General features: G+C 73.2%; 14 protein-coding genes and 1 tRNA gene. 8 read left to right on the forward strand and 7 right to left on the reverse strand.

Annotated features, from left to right (window positions below; translation table 11 throughout):
* The first annotated feature begins 34 nt into the window (after positions 1-34).
* A complete protein-coding gene (locus NQZ70_RS08910; RefSeq protein ID WP_129573839.1) occupies positions 35-838 on the forward strand; it encodes an isocitrate lyase/phosphoenolpyruvate mutase family protein in 804 nt (267 codons plus the stop codon).
* A gap of 71 nt (positions 839-909) precedes the next feature.
* Here NQZ70_RS08910 and NQZ70_RS08915 read toward each other — a convergent pair.
* A tRNA-Arg gene (locus NQZ70_RS08915) sits at positions 910-983 on the reverse strand.
* A 164-nt stretch (positions 984-1,147) separates the two neighbouring features.
* Between NQZ70_RS08915 and NQZ70_RS08920 the strand changes: the two genes are divergently transcribed.
* The gene (locus NQZ70_RS08920; protein ID WP_129573840.1) at positions 1,148-2,779 is read left to right on the forward strand and encodes a L,D-transpeptidase; all 1,632 of its coding nucleotides are present in this window, start codon (positions 1,148-1,150) and stop codon (positions 2,777-2,779) included.
* A 16-nt stretch (positions 2,780-2,795) separates the two neighbouring features.
* Here NQZ70_RS08920 and fusA read toward each other — a convergent pair whose 3' ends face one another.
* Complete coding sequence (gene fusA / locus NQZ70_RS08925) at positions 2,796-4,907, reverse strand: elongation factor G (RefSeq protein WP_129573841.1); 2,112 nt, start codon at positions 4,905-4,907, stop codon at positions 2,796-2,798.
* 204 nt (positions 4,908-5,111) lie between these two features.
* Between fusA and NQZ70_RS08930 the strand changes: the two genes are divergently transcribed.
* The 3 genes from NQZ70_RS08930 (at position 5,112) to NQZ70_RS08940 (ending at position 9,302) form a co-directional block, all read left to right on the forward strand.
* Positions 5,112-5,450, forward strand: coding sequence for a transcriptional regulator (locus tag NQZ70_RS08930; RefSeq protein WP_237245163.1), 339 nt, complete (start codon positions 5,112-5,114; stop codon positions 5,448-5,450).
* Between the two features lie 334 nt (positions 5,451-5,784).
* Complete coding sequence (locus tag NQZ70_RS08935) at positions 5,785-7,731, forward strand: serine/threonine-protein kinase (RefSeq protein WP_129573842.1); 1,947 nt, start codon at positions 5,785-5,787, stop codon at positions 7,729-7,731.
* Between the two features lie 107 nt (positions 7,732-7,838).
* Positions 7,839-9,302 (forward strand): glycoside hydrolase family 113, encoded by a 1,464-nt coding sequence (locus tag NQZ70_RS08940; protein ID WP_129573843.1) that lies wholly within the window; start codon positions 7,839-7,841, stop codon positions 9,300-9,302.
* Here NQZ70_RS08940 and NQZ70_RS08945 read toward each other — a convergent pair.
* From NQZ70_RS08945 to NQZ70_RS08960, 4 genes are all read right to left on the reverse strand, one after another.
* On the reverse strand, positions 9,299-10,711 hold the full coding sequence (locus tag NQZ70_RS08945) for a HAMP domain-containing sensor histidine kinase (RefSeq protein ID WP_129573844.1): 1,413 nt from the start codon (positions 10,709-10,711) through the stop codon (positions 9,299-9,301). The two genes, NQZ70_RS08940 and NQZ70_RS08945, sit on opposite strands and share 4 nt — an antisense overlap.
* 201 nt (positions 10,712-10,912) lie before the next feature.
* Positions 10,913-11,620 (reverse strand): TIM barrel protein, encoded by a 708-nt coding sequence (locus NQZ70_RS08950; protein ID WP_129573845.1) that lies wholly within the window; start codon positions 11,618-11,620, stop codon positions 10,913-10,915.
* 8 nt (positions 11,621-11,628) lie between these two features.
* A complete protein-coding gene (locus NQZ70_RS08955) occupies positions 11,629-12,711 on the reverse strand; it encodes a nucleotidyltransferase domain-containing protein (RefSeq protein WP_129573846.1) in 1,083 nt (360 codons plus the stop codon).
* A 31-nt stretch (positions 12,712-12,742) separates the two neighbouring features.
* Positions 12,743-13,639 (reverse strand): hypothetical protein, encoded by an 897-nt coding sequence (locus NQZ70_RS08960; RefSeq protein ID WP_237245164.1) that lies wholly within the window; start codon positions 13,637-13,639, stop codon positions 12,743-12,745.
* A 298-nt stretch (positions 13,640-13,937) separates the two neighbouring features.
* Here NQZ70_RS08960 and NQZ70_RS08965 point away from each other — a divergent pair, with 298 nt between their 5' ends.
* Positions 13,938-15,116, forward strand: a complete 1,179-nt coding sequence (locus NQZ70_RS08965) for a glycosyltransferase family 4 protein (protein WP_129573847.1) — start codon at positions 13,938-13,940, stop codon at positions 15,114-15,116.
* 14 nt (positions 15,117-15,130) lie between these two features.
* The gene (locus tag NQZ70_RS08970; RefSeq protein ID WP_129573848.1) at positions 15,131-16,318 is read left to right on the forward strand and encodes a glycosyltransferase family 4 protein; all 1,188 of its coding nucleotides are present in this window, start codon (positions 15,131-15,133) and stop codon (positions 16,316-16,318) included.
* Positions 16,319-16,366: 48 nt separating this feature from the next.
* Here NQZ70_RS08970 and NQZ70_RS08975 read toward each other — a convergent pair whose 3' ends face one another.
* Positions 16,367-17,500 carry a hypothetical protein gene (locus NQZ70_RS08975; RefSeq protein ID WP_129573849.1) on the reverse strand — a complete coding sequence of 378 codons (1,134 nt, stop codon included), beginning with the start codon at positions 17,498-17,500 and terminating at the stop codon, positions 16,367-16,369.
* A gap of 949 nt (positions 17,501-18,449) precedes the next feature.
* On the opposite strand from NQZ70_RS08975, the gene NQZ70_RS08980 reads away from it, so the two are divergent.
* Positions 18,450-18,584 carry a hypothetical protein gene (locus NQZ70_RS08980; RefSeq protein ID WP_257792770.1) on the forward strand — a complete coding sequence of 45 codons (135 nt, stop codon included), beginning with the start codon at positions 18,450-18,452 and terminating at the stop codon, positions 18,582-18,584.
* Positions 18,585-18,609: the final 25 nt, after the last annotated feature.

The following is an 18,609-nucleotide window of genomic DNA, read 5'->3' on the forward strand; positions in this document are numbered from 1 at the left end:
TCGCTGGGCCATCATGAGCCTATCCTGCCGGGCCATGGCAACCAAAACCTCCCGCTTCCGGGCGCTGCACGCGCCGGGACAGCTCCTCGTCTTGCTCAACGCGTGGGATGCCGTGAGCGCCCGCATGGCCGAGGCCGCCGGCGGCGCCGCGGTCGCGACGAGCAGCGCGGCGGTGGCCTGGGCGCACGGCGTGGCCGACGGCGAGCGCCTGCCGTTCGACCGGCTGCTCGCCTCGGCCCGCGACATCCTCCGCGCCGTGCGCGTCCCGGTGAGCGTCGATCTCGAGCGAGGCTACGCCACGAGCGCCGAGGGGGTCGCCGACGCCGTGTGCCGCCTCGCGGAGGCCGGCGTGGCGGGCGTGAACCTCGAGGACGGGGCCGAGCCGCCCGAGGCGCTCGTCTCGAAGCTGCTCGCGGCGCGGGGGGCGCTCCAGCGCGCCGGGCTGGACCTGTTCCTGAACGCGCGCACCGACGTGCTCCTGCGCGGCGCGCCCTACTCCGCAGCGACCCTCGACGAGGTGGTGCGCCGCGCCAGGCGCTACGTCGACGCGGGCTGCGACGGCGTCTTCGTGCCGGGCCTCGCGGCGGCCGAGGGGCTCTCGCGCGTCGCCGCGGAGGTGCAGGCCCCGCTCAACGTGTGGGCCTCGCCGGCGCTGCCGCCCGTCGAGCAGCTCCGAGCCCTCGGCGTGCGCCGGGTGAGCGTCGGGCCGCGCCTCGCCTTGACGGCGCTCTCGGCCGCGAGGCAGGACGCGGAGCAGCTGCTCGCCGGCCGGTGGACGCCGCCGCCGTTCCACGATGCGCCGCTGACGTACGCCGAGCTCAACGCGTGGTTCGCGTGAGCGCCTGACGGAGCGGCGCATCGCCGCAGTCCGGGCGCGACCCCGAGGTCACGGGATCATCGACAACCCAGCGCGCCACAGTGGATTCGAACCACTGGCCTTCGGCTCCGGAGGCCGACGCTCTATCCAGCTGAGCTAGTGGCGCATGCTCGCGGGGTTCGCGAGGGCCCGGAACCTAGCCGGGGTCGGGCTTCCGCGCAACCCTTTCCAGCAACGTCGCGCATCTCCTGGCAGCGCCTTGCCGCTCGCTTCCTGATCCGGGAGCGCCAAAACTTGGCCACCCGACCGTCTGTCCGGCATCCCCGGGGCATGGACGCCCGACAGCGAAGCTCTGCGATCCCGGCCCCTGCGCGCGGCTTCTCCCCGCCGGCCCTGGCGCTCGCCGCCCTCGCTCTGCCGGTCCTCTCGGCGTGCAGCGGCGGGGAGAACGCCACGCCCGAGGGCATCATCAGCCTCTCCGCGGGCGCGGCCCAGACGCCCGCCGAGAACGACCCCGCCACCCTCCCGCGCGTCGACGGGCCCCGCATCGGCGCCGTGCAGATGGTCGCGCCCATCTACGAGAAGGCGGACCGCCGCTCCGCCAAGCTCGGCTACCTGCGCGCGGGCGGGACGGCGCCCCGCGGGGAGAAGCCCGTCTCGTTCGACGACTGCCAGGGCGGCTACTACCGCGTGCTGCCCGCCGGGTACATGTGCGCGGACAGCGACGCCACGATCGACATGCAGCACCCGATCCTCCGGGCGCTCACGCGGCGGCCCGACCTGTCCAAGCCGATGCCGTACCCGTACGCCTTCGTCAGGGCCATCGCGCCGAACTACTACCGGATGCCGTTGATGAAGGAGCAGCTCCAGTACGAGATGAGCCTGGAGCGGCACCTCCGCAGCTACAAGAAGCTCAAAAAGAAGTGGGACGAGATCAAGGTCGGCGCCAACGACGTGCCGCTCGACGCGCAGGGCAACGCGACCGGCGACCCGCCCGCCGGGCCGCCCGAGCTCGGCGACAGCGAGCTCTACGGCGGCAACGGCAGCGACGAGATCCCCTGGTTCTTCAAGGGCGGGCGGCAGATCCCGAACATCTCGTCGTTCAAGGTCCCGGGCTACGCGATCATCACGAACCGGATCGCGCGCAAGGCGGGGCTCGCCCTCATCGACACCTTCATGGGCGACGGCGGGCGGCGCTTCGCGATGACCACCGACGCGCGGCTCGTGCCCACGTCGAAGCTGAAGCCCGCCCGCGGCTCCACGTTCCACGGCGTCGACATGACCAAGGGGTGGGAGCTGCCCCTCGCGTTCGTGCACCGGCAGGACGCGAAGCGCTACGACATCTCGGGCGGCGAGATGGAAAAGGCGGGCGAGCTGCCCTGGCACACCGCCGTGCAGCTCACGGGGCGATCGAGGAAGGTGGGCGGCGCGCGCCTCGTCGAGGCGAAGGACGGGACGTGGGTGCGCGACTCCGACGTCGCCATCGCGGTGAAGCCCTCGGAGCTGCCGTCGTTCGCGCAGGGGGACGTGAAGTGGATCGACATCTCGATCCTCAGCCAGACGCTCATCCTCTACGAGGGCAAGCGGCCCGTCTACGCGACCGCGGCGGCGACGGGGCGCGACGGGCTCGGCGACCCCAAGAAGACCTTCTCGACCGTGCGCGGGACGTTCCGGATCCGCGACAAGCACGTCACGACGACGATGGACGCGCACGAGGTCGACAACAAGTTCGAGCTCCGCGACGTGCCGTGGGTGCAGTACTTCGAGGCCGGCTACGCGATCCACGCGGCGCCGTGGCACGACGACTACGGCAAGCCGCGCAGCCACGGGTGCATCAACCTGTCGCCGATCGACGCGCGCAAGGTGTTCCTCTGGACCGATCCGCCGGTGCCCGACGGGTGGCACGGGGTCAGCGCGGGGAAGGCCACGGGGGAGGGGACCATCGTCCACATCCACCCGTAGCCCGGGCGTCGCCCCGTCAGTCCTCGTCGGCCTCGACCTTGAAGCCGCTCTCCTTGATCACCTTCTCCTGCACCGCCGGCGGGCAGACCTCCAGGTGCTCGACGCTCATCGTGAACGTGCCCTTGCCCTGGGTCATGCTCTTCAGCTTCGACTCGTACTCGAGCACCTCGGCCAGCGGCACGAACGCGTTCACGATCGTCTGATCCTCGACCGAGTCGGTGCCGAGGATCCTCCCGCGGCGGCTGTTGATGTCGCCGATGATGTCGCCCATGGTCGCGCTCGGCACCGTCACCGAGAGCCGCACGATGGGCTCGAGCAGCACCGGCGCGCACTGCGCGGCGGCGGCCTTGAACGCCTTGCTCCCCGCCATCTGGAAGGCCGCGTCCGAGGAGTCGACGTCGTGGTACTTGCCGTCGAAGAGCCGCACCTTGACGTCGACCAGCGGGTAGCCGGCCAGGACGCCCTTCGACATCGCCTTGACGATGCCCTTCTCGACCGAGGGGATGAACTGCCGCGGCACGGCCCCGCCCACGACCGCGTCCTCGAAGACGAAGCCGCCGCCGCGCGGCAGGGGCTCCATGTCGATGTAGCAGACGCCGAACTGGCCGTGGCCCCCGGTCTGCTTCTTGTGCTTGCCCTCGACGTTCGCGGCCTTCCGCGAGATCGTCTCCTTGTAGGCGATGTGCGGCGGGCCGAGCCGGCAGTCGATCCCGACGCGCCGGCGGATGCGCTCCACCGTGATCTCCAGGTGCAGGGCGCCGAGGCCCGAGACGACGAGCTCGCGGGTCGACGGGTCCTGGTGCACGCTGAGCCCCGGGTCCTCCTCGGTCAGCCGGTAGAGGGCGTTGCCGACCTTGTCCTCGCCGCCCTTCGCGTCGAACCGCACGCCGCGCGAGAAGAGGGCCGGCGGCAGCTCCGGCGCGCTGAAGAGGAACGCGTGCTTCTCGTCGCAGAGCGTGTGCCCGCTCAGCGTGGCCTTCAGCTTGTGCAGCGCGACGATGTCGCCGGCGCGCGCCTCCTCCACCTGCTTGTGGTCCTTGCCGACCACGGCGTGGATCTTGCCGAGGCGCTCCGCGCTGCCCGTGCTCGCGTTGAGCAGCGTGGCGTCGGGCCGGAGCACGCCGGAGAGCACGCGCGCGAACGAGGTGCGGCCGGCGTGCGGATCGATCGACGTCTTGAAGACGAACGCCGCCGCCGGCGCGTCCGCGGCCGGCGGCCGCTCGGCGGGCTGCGGCGTGGCGCCGGGCTTGCCGCTCGGGACGACGCCGGCCCACGCCGGGTGCTCGGTCGGCGGGGGCACGAGCTCGACGATGCCGTCGAGCAGCGCGGCGGCGCCGCTCGGGCGGACCCCGGAGGCGAAGTAGACCGGGACCAGCGCCCCCCGGCGGACCGCGGCGCGGAGCCCCTGATCGAGCTCCTGCTGCGTGAGGTCGCCCTCGGTCAGGTACCGCTCGGTGAGCTCGTCGTCGCTGCCGGCGACGTCGTCGACGAGCTTCCCCCGGGCCTTCTCGACCGCCCCCGCGACGTCGGCCGGCACGGGGGCGCCCGCGGCCGCGGCGGGCGCCTCGGGCTTGTCGAGCCAGGCCTTCTTCGTCCGGATCGCCACGACCCCCCGGAACTGGAGCCCCTCGCCGACGCGCTCCTCCATGACCGCGAGCGGCGCCTTGAGGCGCGCGCGGACCTCGGCGATCACCTCGTCGGGTCGCGCGTTCTCGGCGTCGACCTTGGTGACGACGATCATGCACGGCAGCTTCGCCTCCCTCACCCACCCGAAGACACGCTCGGTGATCGGCTGTACGCCGTCCTTGCCGCTCACGACGAGGATGGCCGCGTCGACCGCGGCGAGCGCGAGCCGCGTCTCGGCGAGGAAGCTCCCCTCTCCGGGCGTGTCGACGACGTTGATCTTCTTCCCGCCCCAGGAGAGGTGCGCGACGCTCGCCTCGAACGAGCAAACGTGCTCTTTTTCCTCGGCGGTATCGTCGAGGACACTCGACTTGTCGTCCACCTTGCCGAGCTTGGCCGTCGCCTTGGCGACGTACAGCATGGCCTCGGCGAGCGATGTCTTCCCAGCCCCCTTGTGTCCGATGATTGCAACGTTCCTGATGTCCCCTGCCTCAGTCGTTGTCATTCCTCGTTCGTATCAATCCCCGTGGAGATCGAGAAGGCCGGCACGCGATTTTTGGGGTGCTTTCCGCGGCGCAGCAGGACAGCGAAGACGGGCATCGAGTCGCTCACCCGAGCTCTGCCGCGACGCGCTGCGGCGTGCTCGATCGAACAGCGGTTGTCCGGCGCTGCCTGAGCGGATCGCGCGCCCGGGATCCCCTCGCGCGACATGAGCGCTCTCCGCCTCGCAATCCAGATGCTGCTCGGCATCGCGCTGCCGCTCGCGCTGCAGCGGTGGGATCGGCGGCGGCTCACGCCCGAGCAGCGCGCCGCTTGCTGGAACGGAGCGACCTGGGGCGCGGCGCTCTACGCGTTCGGGCCGCTGTCCATGCTCGGGTGGTGCTGGGTCACGCGCGGCGTTCAGCACGGGCGGCCGGACGCCCGCGGGCCGCGGCGCCTCCGCGCGGTGAAGGCGCTCGGGCTCGGCGCGGCGTCCGCCGCGGCGCTCGTCCTCGTCCTGGCCGGCGTCGACTCCCTGGTAGCGCTCGCGCTCGGGCTCCCGCCGTGAGCCGCGTGGACGGCCGGAGCGCAGGCCCGCGCGGCACGCGCGGCGCAGCGCCGGACTGCGTGGCACGGACGGCGCATCGCTGGGCTGCATGGCTGGGAATGTCTGGATGGCGAAGGGCGATGGATCGGCTGCATTCGCAGCAGCGATGGATGGAGGCGGGCCGGCCGGCCGGCCAGCTGGCCGGCCAGCCGGCTGCGCGCAGAACGGACATCCCTCGGTCGTCGTGGTCGGTAGACGACACGTCATGGACGCGTTGCTGCACTCTGGATCTGCTATTCAGAGGACAGGTTTTGACCCGGTCCGCGCAGAGCGCGGACCCCACCGAGGCAGTGCGTTGACGTCGCTGAAGGCCGGAAGAGAGGATCGCGCCGCCGCGCAGGGGTGGACCGACGCCGAGCGTGCGCCTCGGGCGGCCGGGGCTCCCGCGGGGGGCCAGGAGGTCGTCGCCGGCAGGTACGCGGTGGAGACCCGGCTCGGCGTCGGCGGGGTCGGCGCCGTCCACCTCGCGATCGATCGCGCGTCGGGCCAGCGCGTCGCGCTCAAGCGCGTCGACCCCAGGATCGCCGAGAACCGGCCCGCCGTCGACCGGCTGCTCCGGGGCGCTCGCGCCGCGCGCGCCCTCTCGGGCAGGTACGTCGCGCGGACCCTCGACGTCGGGGTCGAGGGCGGTGTGCCGTTCGTCGTCAGCGAGTACCTGGAGGGCTCCGATCTCGCGAGCTACCTGCAGCGCCGCGGTCCGCTGCGAGCCAGGGAGGCGGTGAAGTACCTCCTCCAGATCTGCGAGGCCGTCGCCGAGGCGCACGGCGTCGGGCTCCTCCACCGCGACCTCAAGCCCGAGAACGTGTTCCTCAGCTTCGGCGACGGCGCGCCCAGCGTGAAGGTGCTCGACTTCGGCGTGTCGGCCGTGGCGTGTGGCGTCGAGAGCGAGGGACCGAACGCCGCCTCGGGCGCGATGCGGACCTCGCTGCTCTACATGGCGCCGGAGCAGATGCGGTCGGCGGGCGGCATCGACGAGCGCGCCGACGTCTGGTCGATCGGCGCGGTGGCCTACGCGCTCCTCTGCGGGGCGAGCCCGTTCGAGGCGCGGACCGAGCTCGAGATCTGCAACAAGGTCCTGAACGATCCGCCCGCGCCGTTCCCGCGGCGGTTCGAGCCGGCCGAGCTCGGGGATCTCGTGCTGCGCTGCCTCGACAAGGACCCGGAGGCGCGCCCCTCGGACGTCGCGAAGCTCGCGTTCGCGCTCGCGCGCTTCGGGGGCGAGGGCGCGGAGGACGCGGCCGAGCGCGTGTGGGAGGCGCTCCGGGCGGAGGACGAGACGCTCCGCATGGCGACCCCGGCCCCCGCGCCCGTCGAGGACGAGTGGGAGGCCGACACGCTGGCCGATCTGCCAATGATGTCGCCCGACGATCTCATGGGCGACCTCGAGACGACGGCCAAGTGGGACGCGCCCGGAGGCGTCCGCCACGGCGAGATCACGCTGGTGTCGCACGCGGGCGCGTCCTGGGACGGCGGCGAGCAGCTGCGGCCGAGCCGCACGCCGCCCCCGGTCCTGACGGTGAGCCCGCCGGAGCTCCCCGCCGACGTGCAGAGGGGCGGGGCAGGGCAGCGTCCGGCGGGTGGAACGCCCGTGCCGCTCGACCGCCAGGTCGCGCATCGCGTCACCATCGACCCGGCGCCGCGCGTCACGCCGGCCGAGGCGCGCGCGCCGGCCGAGACGGAGCGGCTCACGGTGGTGCGCCGCGGGCCGTCGCCGTGGCCACGCCGGCTCGCGATCGCGCTCGCGGTGCTCGGGATGGCCGCGGGGGTCGGCGGCGTGTGGCTCGTGCAGACGGGCGCGCTCGGCGGCGGTGAGAGCGCCGTGCTCGCATCGAAGGGGGTGGCGAGGCGCGCGGCCCAGGAGGCGCGCTCCGCCGTCGCGGCGATGCGACCGGTCGCGGCCGTGCTTGCCGCGCCCGGGGCGTCGGACGAGCCCGCGGCGCCGGGGCCGGACGCCGAGAGCGCTCCGGGCCCGGACGGCGAAGCGCTGCGAGCCGTGCGGCCGGGCGGGCTCCGGTACCAGCCGCAGCGGCCCGACGTGATCTACGACGAGGTCGAGCGCGAGCGGCGGCGGCGCGAGAAGATCGAGCGCGAGCAGCGGTGGCGCGAGGGGACCGAGCGCGCGCGGCAGGAGCGCGACGCGATGCTGCACGCGCGGCAGCCCTCGGGGGAGGCGACCGCGGCGCGGCCGGGGGAGGGGGCGGCCGCGCCGCAGCCTCCGCAGCCGGGGACGGCCGCGCCGTAGCCGCCCGAGCAGGGCCGCGGCGGGCCGCGGCCCCAGGAGACCGACGGCGGCTGACGTCCGCGGTACCGCGCGCCGCTCGCCTGGTATAAGGCGTCCCCGTGCCAGCGATGAGTCGAGAAGTACGCGCGCTCGCCGGCGCCGCGGGCGCCGCCCTCGCCGTGTCGGCGGCGGCCGTCTGCAGCGCTGCGCGACCCGCGAGCGCCGCGCCCCGGATCGCGCAGGAGGCACCGCGGAGCGCGGCGGAGGCGCCGTCGGCCGCGCCGGGGGCGCTGCGGCTCGCGCCGGGGGCGCTGCGCGTCGCGCCAGGGGCGCTGCGCGTCGCGCCAGGGGCGCCGCGGCTCGCGCCGGGGGCGCTGCGGCTCGCGCCGGGGGCGCTGCGCGTCGTGCCAGGGGCGCTGCGCGTCGCGCCAGGGGCGCCGCGGCTCGCGCCGGGGGCGCCGCGGATCTCGCCGGAGCGCCTTCCGTACGGCGCGACGGGGTGGGCCGAGTCGGGCTGGGGCGGCGTGCGCGGCGTGACGATCGGGCCGATCGAGAACCTCCGGCATCCGGACCGCGGCTACGGGACCGCGGCGAGCGGGCGAGCGATGGACGAGGCGGTGGCGATGGGCGCGACCTGGGTCAGCCTGACGCCGTTCGGCCGCGTGTGGGACGGCAAGGGCACCGGCGTCGATCTCGTCTTCGAGGCGCCGTTCGAGGAGAACCGGCGCAACGTGCTCGAGGCGATCGCGCAGGCGCACGCGCGCGGGCTCAAGGTGCTGCTCGTCCCGCACCTCTGGGTCGAGAGCGGCGAGTGGCGGGCGCTGATCGACCCGGGGGACGACGCGGGCTGGGCGCGCTGGGCCGAGTCGTACCGCCGGTTCCTGCTCACCTGGGCGGAGGTCGCGCGCGAGGGCGGCGCCGAGATGCTCAGCGTGGGCGTCGAGCTGCGGAGCTGGGTGACGACGCCGCGGGCGGCGAGCTTCCTGCCGATCATCGAGGCGGTGCGCCGCGCGTACCCGGGGCTGCTCACCTACTCGGCGAACTGGGACGACGTCGAGCACACGCTGATCTTCGACGCGCTGGACCTCATCGGCATCAACGCGTTCTATCCGCTCGCCGAGCGCGAGGGCGCGTCGTTCGAGGAGCTCCTGAGCGGCGGGCGCAAGGTGGCGGCCGGGGTGGACGCGGTGGCGCGCGCGTGGGGCAAGCCGGTCCTGCTCACCGAGATCGGCTACACCACGCGGCGCGATCCCGCCGTGCGCCCGTGGGAGTGGCCCGACCGCATGAAGGACGTGGTCGTCGATCAGCGCTCGCAGGCCGAGGCCTACGCCGCGGTGATGGCGCCGTTCCTCGACGCGCGCAGCTGCGCCGGCTTCTTCGTCTGGCGGCTCTACGCCGACCCGGACGACGTCTCGCAGGAGGCCGAGTGGGGCTTCTCGCCGCGGGGCAAGCTGGCGGAGCTCGTGCTGCGCGACGCCTTCTCCACCCGCTGGGCCGCCGACGGCCCCTGGCTCCCCGGCGAGGCGCTCGGCAGGCACCGCGCTCGCACCCCCGGCGTCTTCGGCTGGGAGCTCGATCCGGACGAGCCCTAGGACGGCAGGCGCAGGGTGAACGTCGAGCCCTCGCCGGCGGCGCTCGTCACCTCGATGCGCCCGCCGTGCGCCTCGGCGATGCGGCGCGCGGCCCACAGGCCGAGGCCGACGCCCGGCGCCACGCAGCGCGACGACGGCGCGCGCCAGTAGCGCTCGAACAGCCGCCGCTGGTCCTCGGCCGCGATGCCGACGCCCTGGTCGGTGACCGCGATCGTGACCTCGGCGCCCTCGCGCGCGACGGCCACCAGCACGGCGCCGCCCTCCGGCGAGTACTTGATGGCGTTCGCGACCAGGTTGTTGAGCACCTGCTCGATCCTGACCGGATCGCAGCGCAGCGGGACGGCCTCGTCGGGCAGCGACAGCCTGATCTCGTGCGCGGTCGCCGTCGGCCGGTAGAGCTCGACGACCTCGCGGGCGATCTCGCGCGCGTCCCGGACCTCGTGGCGCAGCTCGATCTCGCCGCCCTCGAGCCGCGCGATGTCCATGAGGTCCGTGAGCATCTGATCGCAGCGCGCGGCCTCCTTCCCGATGCGGGCGAGCATCGGCCTGAGCCGCTCCTCGGGCGGCAGGGGCCGATCCGGCCGGAGGCGGTCGACGGTGAGCTTCAGCGCGGCCAGCGGGTTGCGCAGATCGTGCGCCACGCTCGCGAGGAGCCCGAGCTGCCTCCGGCGCTGCTCGGCCAGCGCCTCGGCCATCTCGTTGAACGCGACGGCGATCTCGCGCAGCTCGTCGAGCCCGCCCTGCGGCGCGCGGGCGTCGAGCGCGCCGGCCCCGTAGCGGTCGATCGCGGCGCGGATCGCGAGGAGCGGGCGATAGACTCGCCCGCTCATCTGCCACAGCGCGAGCAGGACCCCGGTGAGGAGCATCGCGGCGGCCCCGAGGCTCACGGTCTCCGAGAGCCGGTTCACCGCGTCGACGCGCCCCCGGGCGATCTGTGCCTCCTCGAGCTTCGCGGCGAGCAGCTGCTCGAGCGCGACGAAGGCGCGATCGACGTCATCGGGGAGCCCGCCCTCCGCGGGGGCGGCCAGCGGCGCCGTCCCGTCCGCCAGCGCGCGCGCGGCGAGGTAGAGCTCGAGCTCCCGCTCGGTCGCCGTGAAGACGTCCGCGTTTTCCACGGTGACGGGGTTTTCGCGGAGGTCCTCGAACCACCGCTTCACCTCTCGCCCCGCGGCGTCGCGCGCGCGGGCGTGCTCGGGGAGCTGCGTCAGCGCGACCCGGGCGCTCTCGCGCTCGTACGCGAGGAGGTGGACCTCCAGCTCCATGATGGACCGCACCTCTCGGACCAGGTTGAAGAGGCACGCGACCTCGCGGTCCAGGTACGCGGTGCTGAGCGTGAGCCCGCTCGCCGTCAGCAGCGCGAGGGCGGCGAGCCATGCGGTGCTCGCGGCCGCCAGCGTCTTCAGCTTCATCGTGGTCCCCCCCGATCCGGCCCTAGGCGCGCCGAGAACGCGCGGAGCGTAGCGCCTCGGGCGCCCCCAGACCGTCCGTCGGGCGCCGCGACGCCCCCGAAGCCGCTCGTCGAGGCTGCGAGGCCAGGGCTCGCCAGGATCGATGCCGGCGACCGGCGAAACCGGCGTGCGCCCGCGCCCTCGCCGCCGGCGCTCCCGGGATCAGGCGGGCGTCTTTTCCACGCCGTCCGGGATCGTCAGCGCCGCTCTGGCGATGGCCATCTGCCGCTCCAGCTCCCCTGGCGACGCCGGCGTCTCCAGGATCAGCGCCGCGTCGCCCGGGACGTGGGCGGCGACCCGCTGGAACGCGTGCGCCGCGCTCTGGCTCAGGGCGTCGTGGCGGCTGCCCGAGTTCACCTCGCTCACGTGGAGCTGCTTCAGCCGCGTCCTGTGCGCCTTCACCAGGAAGTGCGCCTCCGTCATCGTGCGATCGACCTGGTGCGCGTGGCCGATATCGAAGCAGAACGACGCCTCCGGCAGCGCGTCGAAGAACGGCCGGAGCTCGTCCACCGTGCGGCCTGTCCGCTTTCGCTTGTCCATGTTCTCGAGCGCGAGCAGGCCGCCGAGCTGCCGGAAGGCGCCGGGATCGTGGACGGTGTCGGGGTGGAGGACGATGAGCCAGCCCAGCGCGGCGACCTCCGCCATGGCGTCGGCGACGACGCGCTCCTCCGCCGCGTCGAAGCGGCTCGGGGCGTGGAACGACACGTAACGATACCGCGACAGGTCCAGGGAGCCGAGCAGCCGGAGCAGGGGCTTGAGCTCCGAGATGCGCAGCGCGGAGAGCTCCACCGCGGTCGCGGAGCTCCCTTCCAGCATCGAGAGCGCCCGCTCGACGTCGCTGAGCGCGAGCGCCCCTGTCGAGTAGCCCATGGGTCGCATCAGAACACCCCGTACGTCTGGATGAGCTTGCGGAGCTCCGGATCCTCCTCGAAGAAGAGCCGGTTGAGCCCGCCCTGGAACTCGCGCCCGATGTCGCGCACCCGCTTGAACGTCGGGTCGTGGCCGAGCTGCTCGTCGAGCGGCAGCTGCTTCAGCCGGCCCCGCTCCTCCTCGTTCGACAGGAGCTCGAGGAACGCGTCGTAGCTGTCGAACAGCATCCGCGCCGTCTCCGCGGAGATCGCGGGCCGGAGCAGCACCTCGGCGAGGCTCTCCAGCGGCGTTACCCGGATGCGCTCGCGCAGGAAGCGCACGAGCGCCGGCGTCGAGACCCGGTCGCCGTCGTCGGCCCACGTCGCCCGGTCCTTGCCGAACAGCTCGAAGCCGAAGCAGGTGATGAGCCCGCTCACGAAGATGAGCTTGCGCGACATCCGGAGCTTCGCGTTGCGGAGCGCCCAGCCCGAGCTGCGCTCGCGCTGCTTGTAGACGAAGTCGACGGCGACGGTGCGCCAGTACCGGACGATGTCGTTCAGCAGGAACATCGGGATGATCTCGCGCTTGCTGCCGTAGTGCAGCCCGCGGTCGTCCTCCACGTAGCGCGAGAGCACGAGCCTGAGCACGCGCTCGTGGGCGTCCGGCTTGCCGATCGCGAGCGACTCCAGGAGCAGCAGGATGCGCTGGGTCGTGTTCTTGTTCGTGTCCTCCTGCCCGCCGATCTGGTGGAGGATCGGGTGGCTGAAGGCCACGTTGCCGAACACGCCCGTCGGGCCCGGCTCGTGGAACTTCGCCCCCTTCAGGATCTTCGTGATGGCCTGAACCTGGCTGAAGTGCCCCTCGTCGGCCTGACCGTCGATGAGCAGCGTCCAGTCGAGATCGCTGCCGGTCGTGTACTCGCCCCGGGCGAGCGAGCCGAAGACCACCGCGCTCGTGTCGCAGGGGATCTGCTCGCGGAGCAGCGCCGCGAGGCGCGCCCGGGTCTCCGCCGAGAGCCGCGCGGCCGCCTCGATGCTCGGCCACGACCGCCCCGCCTTCTCGCCGATCCGCTCGATGGCGCCCCGCGGCGCCCCGCCTTCCTCTCGTGTCATCGATCGCACCCTCGATCGCGCCCGCCGCGCCTCACGCCCCGCCGTCGCCCGGGAGGGAGAGCCCGAACCACCGATTCACGAGGTCATGGTGCTCCGCGAGCTGCTCGCGGTAGCGGGGCGCGCCCTCGATCGCCGCCCGCTCGAAATCGACCCAGTAGAGGGTGCCCGTCTTCTCGCCGATGAGCACGTTGCCGAGCTTGACGTCGAGCGGCGCGACGCCGCGCGCGTTCATGGACCGGACGATCTCCTCGATGCTGCCGCGGTAGGCCTCGCCGCCGCCGCTCGCGAACGCCTCGATCTCGCGCCGATCGCGCTCCGGATCGAACAGCTGCCCGAGCGGCGCGAGGTCGATGTCGAGGACCTTCTGCCCGCGCTCGGCGACCTGATGTTGCAGCGTCTGGCCGCGCACGTAGTCGATGAACAGGGTGCGCGTGGTGAGGTGGAGATCGCGAATCCGCGGGACGCTGGGGAGGTCGCGCAGGCGGAGGAGCGCGGCGGCTTCGTTGTAGAAGAAGAGCCCGAGCAGGGCGGAGAGGTGCGCGCTCGCGGGCGCGTTCCGCGGCTGGCCGATAAAGCGCTTGCGAACGCAGACGTAGCCGCGGCGCAGCACGACGTGCAGCCGGTAGCGCAGGCGCGGCATCTTCTCGCTCCGGCGGTTGAAGAAGGGGACGTCGGCCGGGTGGAGCGCGAAGGCGAAGCCGTCCTGATCGAGCTCGGCGAGGACCCTGTCCCCGGGGCCGAGCTCGGCGACCGACGGGATGTCGCTCGGGGTGACGGCGTCGGGCACCGGGAGCGGGTTCTCGTCGAGCCGGCGCGCGAGGAGCGCCTTGACGGTCTCGAGCCGCACGGCGAGCAGCCTCGCCGCGGCGCTCATGCCTGGCACGCGGCGCAGGCCCTCGTCCAGGGCGCGCCGAAGTTCAGGGTTCATGCCCGTCTAGTAGCCGCTTCCGCTCGCCAAATCAAAAGTGCGGTGACGGCGAGGCGAGGTGGTAGGATGATCCAGCGACCCGGAGCGCCCTCGAGCATGAACGAGCACGAACGGGCGCGAACGAGCACGCGCGAGCAGCGACGAGCGCGACTCGACGCGATCGCGCGTGACTCGGCGCGACCGCGCGCCAAACGTCACGAACGCCAGCGCCCCGGCGAGGCGTGTTGGCAAGCGTGGGTGACGGCGGGCGGTGCGGTTTGCGCTTCAACAGGAGACCCGATTCGGGTAGCAACCCTCCATGGGGACTTCGACGCTGCGGATCGTCCATGTCGTGAGCAGCCTGAACGGCGGAGGCATGGAGCATTTCGTGCTGCGCCTCGCCGAGGCGCAGCGGCGCCACGGCCACGACGCCTCCATCCTCGCCCTGCGCGGCGGGCCGCTCGCGGATCTGGCGCGGCAGCGGGCGCTGCCGGCCACCGTGCTCGGCGGGCGGCTGCCCGCGCGCGTGGCGGACGCGGCGCTCGCCTTCGCGCGCGCGCGTCCGCACGTCATTCACGCGCACAACCCCACTGCGCTCCACTACGCGACGGTCGGCAAGCTCCTCACGCGGGCGCGGCTCGTCTTCACCGATCACGCCCAGACGCGCGGGATCATCCGCATTCCTTCGCGCTTCGAGTGGCGGGCGACGGACGCCGTCGTCGGCTGTTCGCAGGACACGGCCGACAAGAGCGGCGCTGTGGGCGTCGCCGGCAACATCTCTGTCATTCACAACGGGATCGACATCGCCCCGGCGCGGCGGACGCGCGAGGAGGTGCGCGCCGAGCTCGGCTTCGGCGCCGACCCACCGCCTGCGCCCGCGGCCTCGCCCGAGCCGGCGCCCTCGCCCGCGGAGTCGCCCGAGCCGGCGGCCTCTCCCGCGCCCGCGGGCCTGTCCGGCGGCGCGTTCGTCGGGATCATGCCGGCCGCGTTCCATCCGGTGAAGGCGCATGACGTGCTGCTCCGGGCGCTCGCGCGGCTGCGGGACCGCGGCGTCGCGGTCACGGTCCTCATCGTGGGCGACGGGGACGAGCGCGACCGCATCCACGGGCTCGCGAGGGAGCTCGGGATCCACGGCGAGGAGGCGCGCTTCCTCGGGTTCCGCAAGGACGTGCCCGATCTGCTCCTCGCCGCCGACTTCTTCGTGCTGCCCTCGCGCGACGAGGGGTTGCCGCTCGCGGTGCTCGAGGCCATGGCGCGCAGCCTGCCTGTCGTGGTGACGCCGGTCGGCGGCGTCCCGGAGGTGGTGCGGAGCGAGGAGCACGGCCTGCTCGTCCCGGTGGACGACCCCGACGCGCTCGCGGCCGCGATCGAGCGGCTCGCGCGCGATCCCGCGCTGCGGCGTCGGCTCGGCGAGGCGGGGCACGCGCGGGTCCGCGACGACTTCTCGTTCGAGAAGATGACGCGCAAGTACGAGCAGCTCTATCTCGGCCTCAGGTGACGGGCGAGCGCGCGATGAAGGTCCTCGTCTTCACCCACCATTACCCTTCCATGCGGCTGCCGACGATGGCGCCGTACAGCTATCACACGTACCGGGCGCTCGCGCGCCGCTGCGAGCTCCGGCTCGTGGCCCCGACGCCCTGGTGGACGCGCGTGCGCGGGGCGTCGCGGGAGCTCATCGGCGGCACGCGCGAGTCGCACACCGGCATCGACGCGCTGTTCCCCACCTACTGGTCGATCCCGGGGCAGCCGCGCCTGCACGCGCGGGCGATCCACGCGTCGCTCCGGCGCACGATGGCCGGGCTCCGGCGCGAGTTCCCCTACGACGTGATCCTGGCCGCCTGGGCCTATCCCGACACGGTCGCCGCGGACGTGTTCGCGCGGGAGGCGGGGGTGCCGCTCGTCACGACGGTGCTCGGCAGCGACATCAACGAGCAGCCGAGGGACGCGGTGCTGCGGGCGCAGATCGCGCCGGCGCTCCAGCGCTGCGCCCGGGTGGTGGCGGTGAGCGGGGCGCTCGGCGAGCGCCTCGTCGAGCTCGGGGTGCCGCGGGAGCGCGTCGTGGTGCAGCTCAACGCGGTCGACGGCGCGCGGTTCTCGATCCGGGACCGGGTCGAGCCGCGGCAGCGCCTGGGTCTGCCGGCGGACGCGAAGGTGGTGCTCTACGCGGGCTACCACGTGCCCGAGAAGGGCGTGGACGTCCTCGTGGAGGCGATGGCGCGCCTCGCCGAGGCGGGCCGCCGCGACGTGCACCTGATGATGGTCGGCGGCGGCGAGCTGCTCGAGCCGCTGCGCGCGCGGGTGCGCGCGCTCGGCCTCGCGGACCGGGCGCGGCTGTACGGCTGGGCGCTGCCCGCGGAGATCCCGGAGTACATGGCGGCGTGCGACGTGTTCTGCCTGCCGAGCCGCCGCGAGGGCTGCCCGAACGTCGTCCTGGAGGCGCTCGCCTCGGGCCGCCCCGTCGTCGCGACCCGGGTGGGCGGCGTGCCGGAGCTCGTGTCCGAGGGGCCGGGGGGCAACGGCCTGCTCGTCCCCGCAGGCGATCCGCAGGCGCTCGGGCACGCGCTGGTCCGCGCGCTGGACATGGCGTGGGATCCGGAGGCGCTGCGGGGCAGCGTGGGGGCGCTCTCGTGGGACGTCGTGGGGGATCGCTATCACGCGCTCCTCGAGGAGGTGCTCCGGGAGCGGCGCGGGGCGGGCTGAGGCTCTGCCGAGCTGCCCGGCCCCCGGAGGCCGGATCTCCCGCGCGCGTCAGCTCGCGCAGGGCGGCGGCTTCAGCCGGTAATCCCGGTAGTCCCCGGGATTGCCCGTCTTGCCGTCGAGCGCCGCGATCGCGATGTTGTACATCTCGCGCGCGGTCACGTAGTGGAGCACCCACTCCTTACCATCGTTGTACCGGGTCGTGAGCTCCCGGTGCAGCGCGTGGCCCCCCGCGCCGAGCAGCGACTCCGCCTGATCCTCGGGCGCCCCGTGCGTGTAGACCTTGACGAACACCCACTCGGGCCGCCCCTCGATGTGGATGTTCTGATCCACCCACGTCTTCACCCGGTCCGGCGTCGGCGGATCGACCGCCTGGAGCGCGCCGTACTCCATCCGCACCCGCACCCGGCTCCCCCGGCGCGTCAGCGCGAGCGCGAGCGGACCCTCGATCATCAGGATCCGGTCCTCCAGCACCTCGCCGACCTTGGCCCGGGCGCCCACGGCGTGGGCCCTCCGGCGCGCCAGGTTGCCGGTCGGCCAGTAGATCTGGTTCACGATGCTGTGCTGCGACTCGTCAGGGGCCGACGGGAACGTGTAGTCGGCATAGCAGCCGGTCTCGAACAAGAGCGGGAGCTCCGCGTCGACTCCGCAGTTCCGCGAGTCCCGCCCGGAGTTCGCAAGACACCAGTTGCCGTGGATGAACCCGTATCGCATGCGCCCGTCCGCGTCGCGCGAGAAGTGCCCGTGCTTCCCGAGGGTCTCCAGGTAGCTGCGGATGTCCGCGCGCAGCTTCTCCTCCGTGTCGTTGTGGTGGTGCAGGTGCAGCTCCACCTCGCCGAAGCCGCGGCGCGTGAGATCCGCCAGCGCGTCGAGCCACCCCGGCGTGTACTGCTCCCCTGGGAAGAAGAAGCTATGGCGCGGGTTCCGGCCGTCCGCGTCGCGGTAGGCGCCGGCCATCTCGGGATATCGCTCCGACCACGCCCTCACCCGCGCGTCGCCGACCTCCGGCGTGGCGTTCTCCCACCCCGGCTCCCAGTGGTCGCAGACCGCGAAGAGGACGTGTCGCGGGCCGATCGGACGCGGACTGCGGGCGTTCTCGATCCTCTGGCGAGCGTAGCCGCCGAGCCAGTTGTGGAGGTTCTTGTTCTTGAGGTACTGGAGCTTCGCCTGGAGTGTTCCGATCATGAGCTTTCTCGACCGCGACGCGTTGGACCGGCGGCCGCCGCGGCGGACCGGAGTCTACCCTGGCCCCCCCGGGCGCTGCTACAGCCGCCTCGTTCGTCCACGCCGCCGCCGACGCGGCCTCTCCCGGTGTCACCAGCCCGCCCTCCCGATGTGCGCGATCGGCCCCCGCCAGGATCCGCGGCGCGCGAGCGCTCCGCACAGGATTTCGCGCCGCGCTTCAGGCGCTCAAGTCAAGATGAATCAAGGCTGAGGCACTGAAATGACGAACGGTGCGGCCGGAACGGAGCGGACGAGGCGCGCTGCGGCCCATCGGCGGCGATCCCTGCGCAGCGGTCAGCGGCGGTGGCAGCACACCGCCGCTGGCCACAGCGATCGGCTGAGGTACGACGCCCCAAGGCACCCGGCGCCGCTGCCCTGAAGGCAACCCGCCGTTTCGCGCCCAGCACCGCGCCGGGGCGGCGACGAGCGCTCCCGGCACGCCCGCTCGCTCGTCCCACAGCCTCACCTCCGGGGTACGCGCACGCGGCCTGAAACCGAAACCCGCCCCCGCAGAGCTCCCACGACCGTCCAGGACAGCCTTCGTCGTGACCTTGCCCTCACGGGCGCGCAATGTGCTTGCAATTTTAGCATCAGGCTGTCCAGAGCACCATCCTCAGGCGCTGTGGGAGACAATTCGCCCCACGTGTGGCGATTTTGTTTCCCCAACCTCCACCGTGGAGCGGCCGGCTGTTGTGTCCGCGGTGAGCGCACACACGGAAGTGTTGCTGGCATGATGCCTGCTCTCCGTGGTAGCTGACTGTAGGCATCACCGATATCGAAGGAGCCAGGCATGATTTCAACCCCGATGACGCCGACCGAAGATCTGGTCCCCCTCCCGCAGCGGAGGGCCTCCCTCGAGTCATCAGCCTCCATCGCTGAGGCGTGCGAGCTAGCCCGGCGGCTCGCAGACATGATCGAGCGCCTCAGGTTCTGCACCCCGGAGGGCGATCAGGCCCAGACCCTCCGCATCGCCGAGGGGATGGCGCGGAGCGTGGCGGACGCCGTGAGCGACGTCATGCTCAGCCGCCGCAGCCACGTGGCCTAGCCCAGCAAACACACGCCCACCGCAG

Origin of the sequence: Sorangium sp. So ce836, assembly GCF_028553905.1 — a bacterium.
Classification (GTDB): domain Bacteria; phylum Myxococcota_A; class Polyangia; order Polyangiales; family Polyangiaceae; genus Sorangium; species Sorangium cellulosum_D.

What these genes read in the sequence shown, in the direction of transcription:
- NQZ70_RS08965 (WP_129573847.1), top strand. Translation starts at nt 13,938, where the DNA reads ATGGGGACTTCGACGCTGCGGATCGTCCATGTCGTGAGCAGCCTGAAC.
- NQZ70_RS08960 (WP_237245164.1), bottom strand. Translation starts at nt 13,639, where the DNA reads ATGAACCCTGAACTTCGGCGCGCCCTGGACGAGGGCCTGCGCCGCGTG.
- NQZ70_RS08950 (WP_129573845.1), bottom strand. Translation starts at nt 11,620, where the DNA reads ATGGGCTACTCGACAGGGGCGCTCGCGCTCAGCGACGTCGAGCGGGCG.
- NQZ70_RS08920 (WP_129573840.1), top strand. Translation starts at nt 1,148, where the DNA reads ATGGACGCCCGACAGCGAAGCTCTGCGATCCCGGCCCCTGCGCGCGGC.
- NQZ70_RS08955 (WP_129573846.1), bottom strand. Translation starts at nt 12,711, where the DNA reads ATGACACGAGAGGAAGGCGGGGCGCCGCGGGGCGCCATCGAGCGGATC.
- NQZ70_RS08940 (WP_129573843.1), top strand. Translation starts at nt 7,839, where the DNA reads ATGAGTCGAGAAGTACGCGCGCTCGCCGGCGCCGCGGGCGCCGCCCTC.
- NQZ70_RS08975 (WP_129573849.1), bottom strand. Translation starts at nt 17,500, where the DNA reads ATGATCGGAACACTCCAGGCGAAGCTCCAGTACCTCAAGAACAAGAAC.
- NQZ70_RS08910 (WP_129573839.1), top strand. Translation starts at nt 35, where the DNA reads ATGGCAACCAAAACCTCCCGCTTCCGGGCGCTGCACGCGCCGGGACAG.
- fusA (WP_129573841.1), bottom strand. Translation starts at nt 4,907, where the DNA reads ATGACAACGACTGAGGCAGGGGACATCAGGAACGTTGCAATCATCGGA.
- NQZ70_RS08945 (WP_129573844.1), bottom strand. Translation starts at nt 10,711, where the DNA reads ATGAAGCTGAAGACGCTGGCGGCCGCGAGCACCGCATGGCTCGCCGCC.
- NQZ70_RS08930 (WP_237245163.1), top strand. Translation starts at nt 5,112, where the DNA reads ATGAGCGCTCTCCGCCTCGCAATCCAGATGCTGCTCGGCATCGCGCTG.
- NQZ70_RS08980 (WP_257792770.1), top strand. Translation starts at nt 18,450, where the DNA reads ATGATCGAGCGCCTCAGGTTCTGCACCCCGGAGGGCGATCAGGCCCAG.
- NQZ70_RS08970 (WP_129573848.1), top strand. Translation starts at nt 15,131, where the DNA reads ATGAAGGTCCTCGTCTTCACCCACCATTACCCTTCCATGCGGCTGCCG.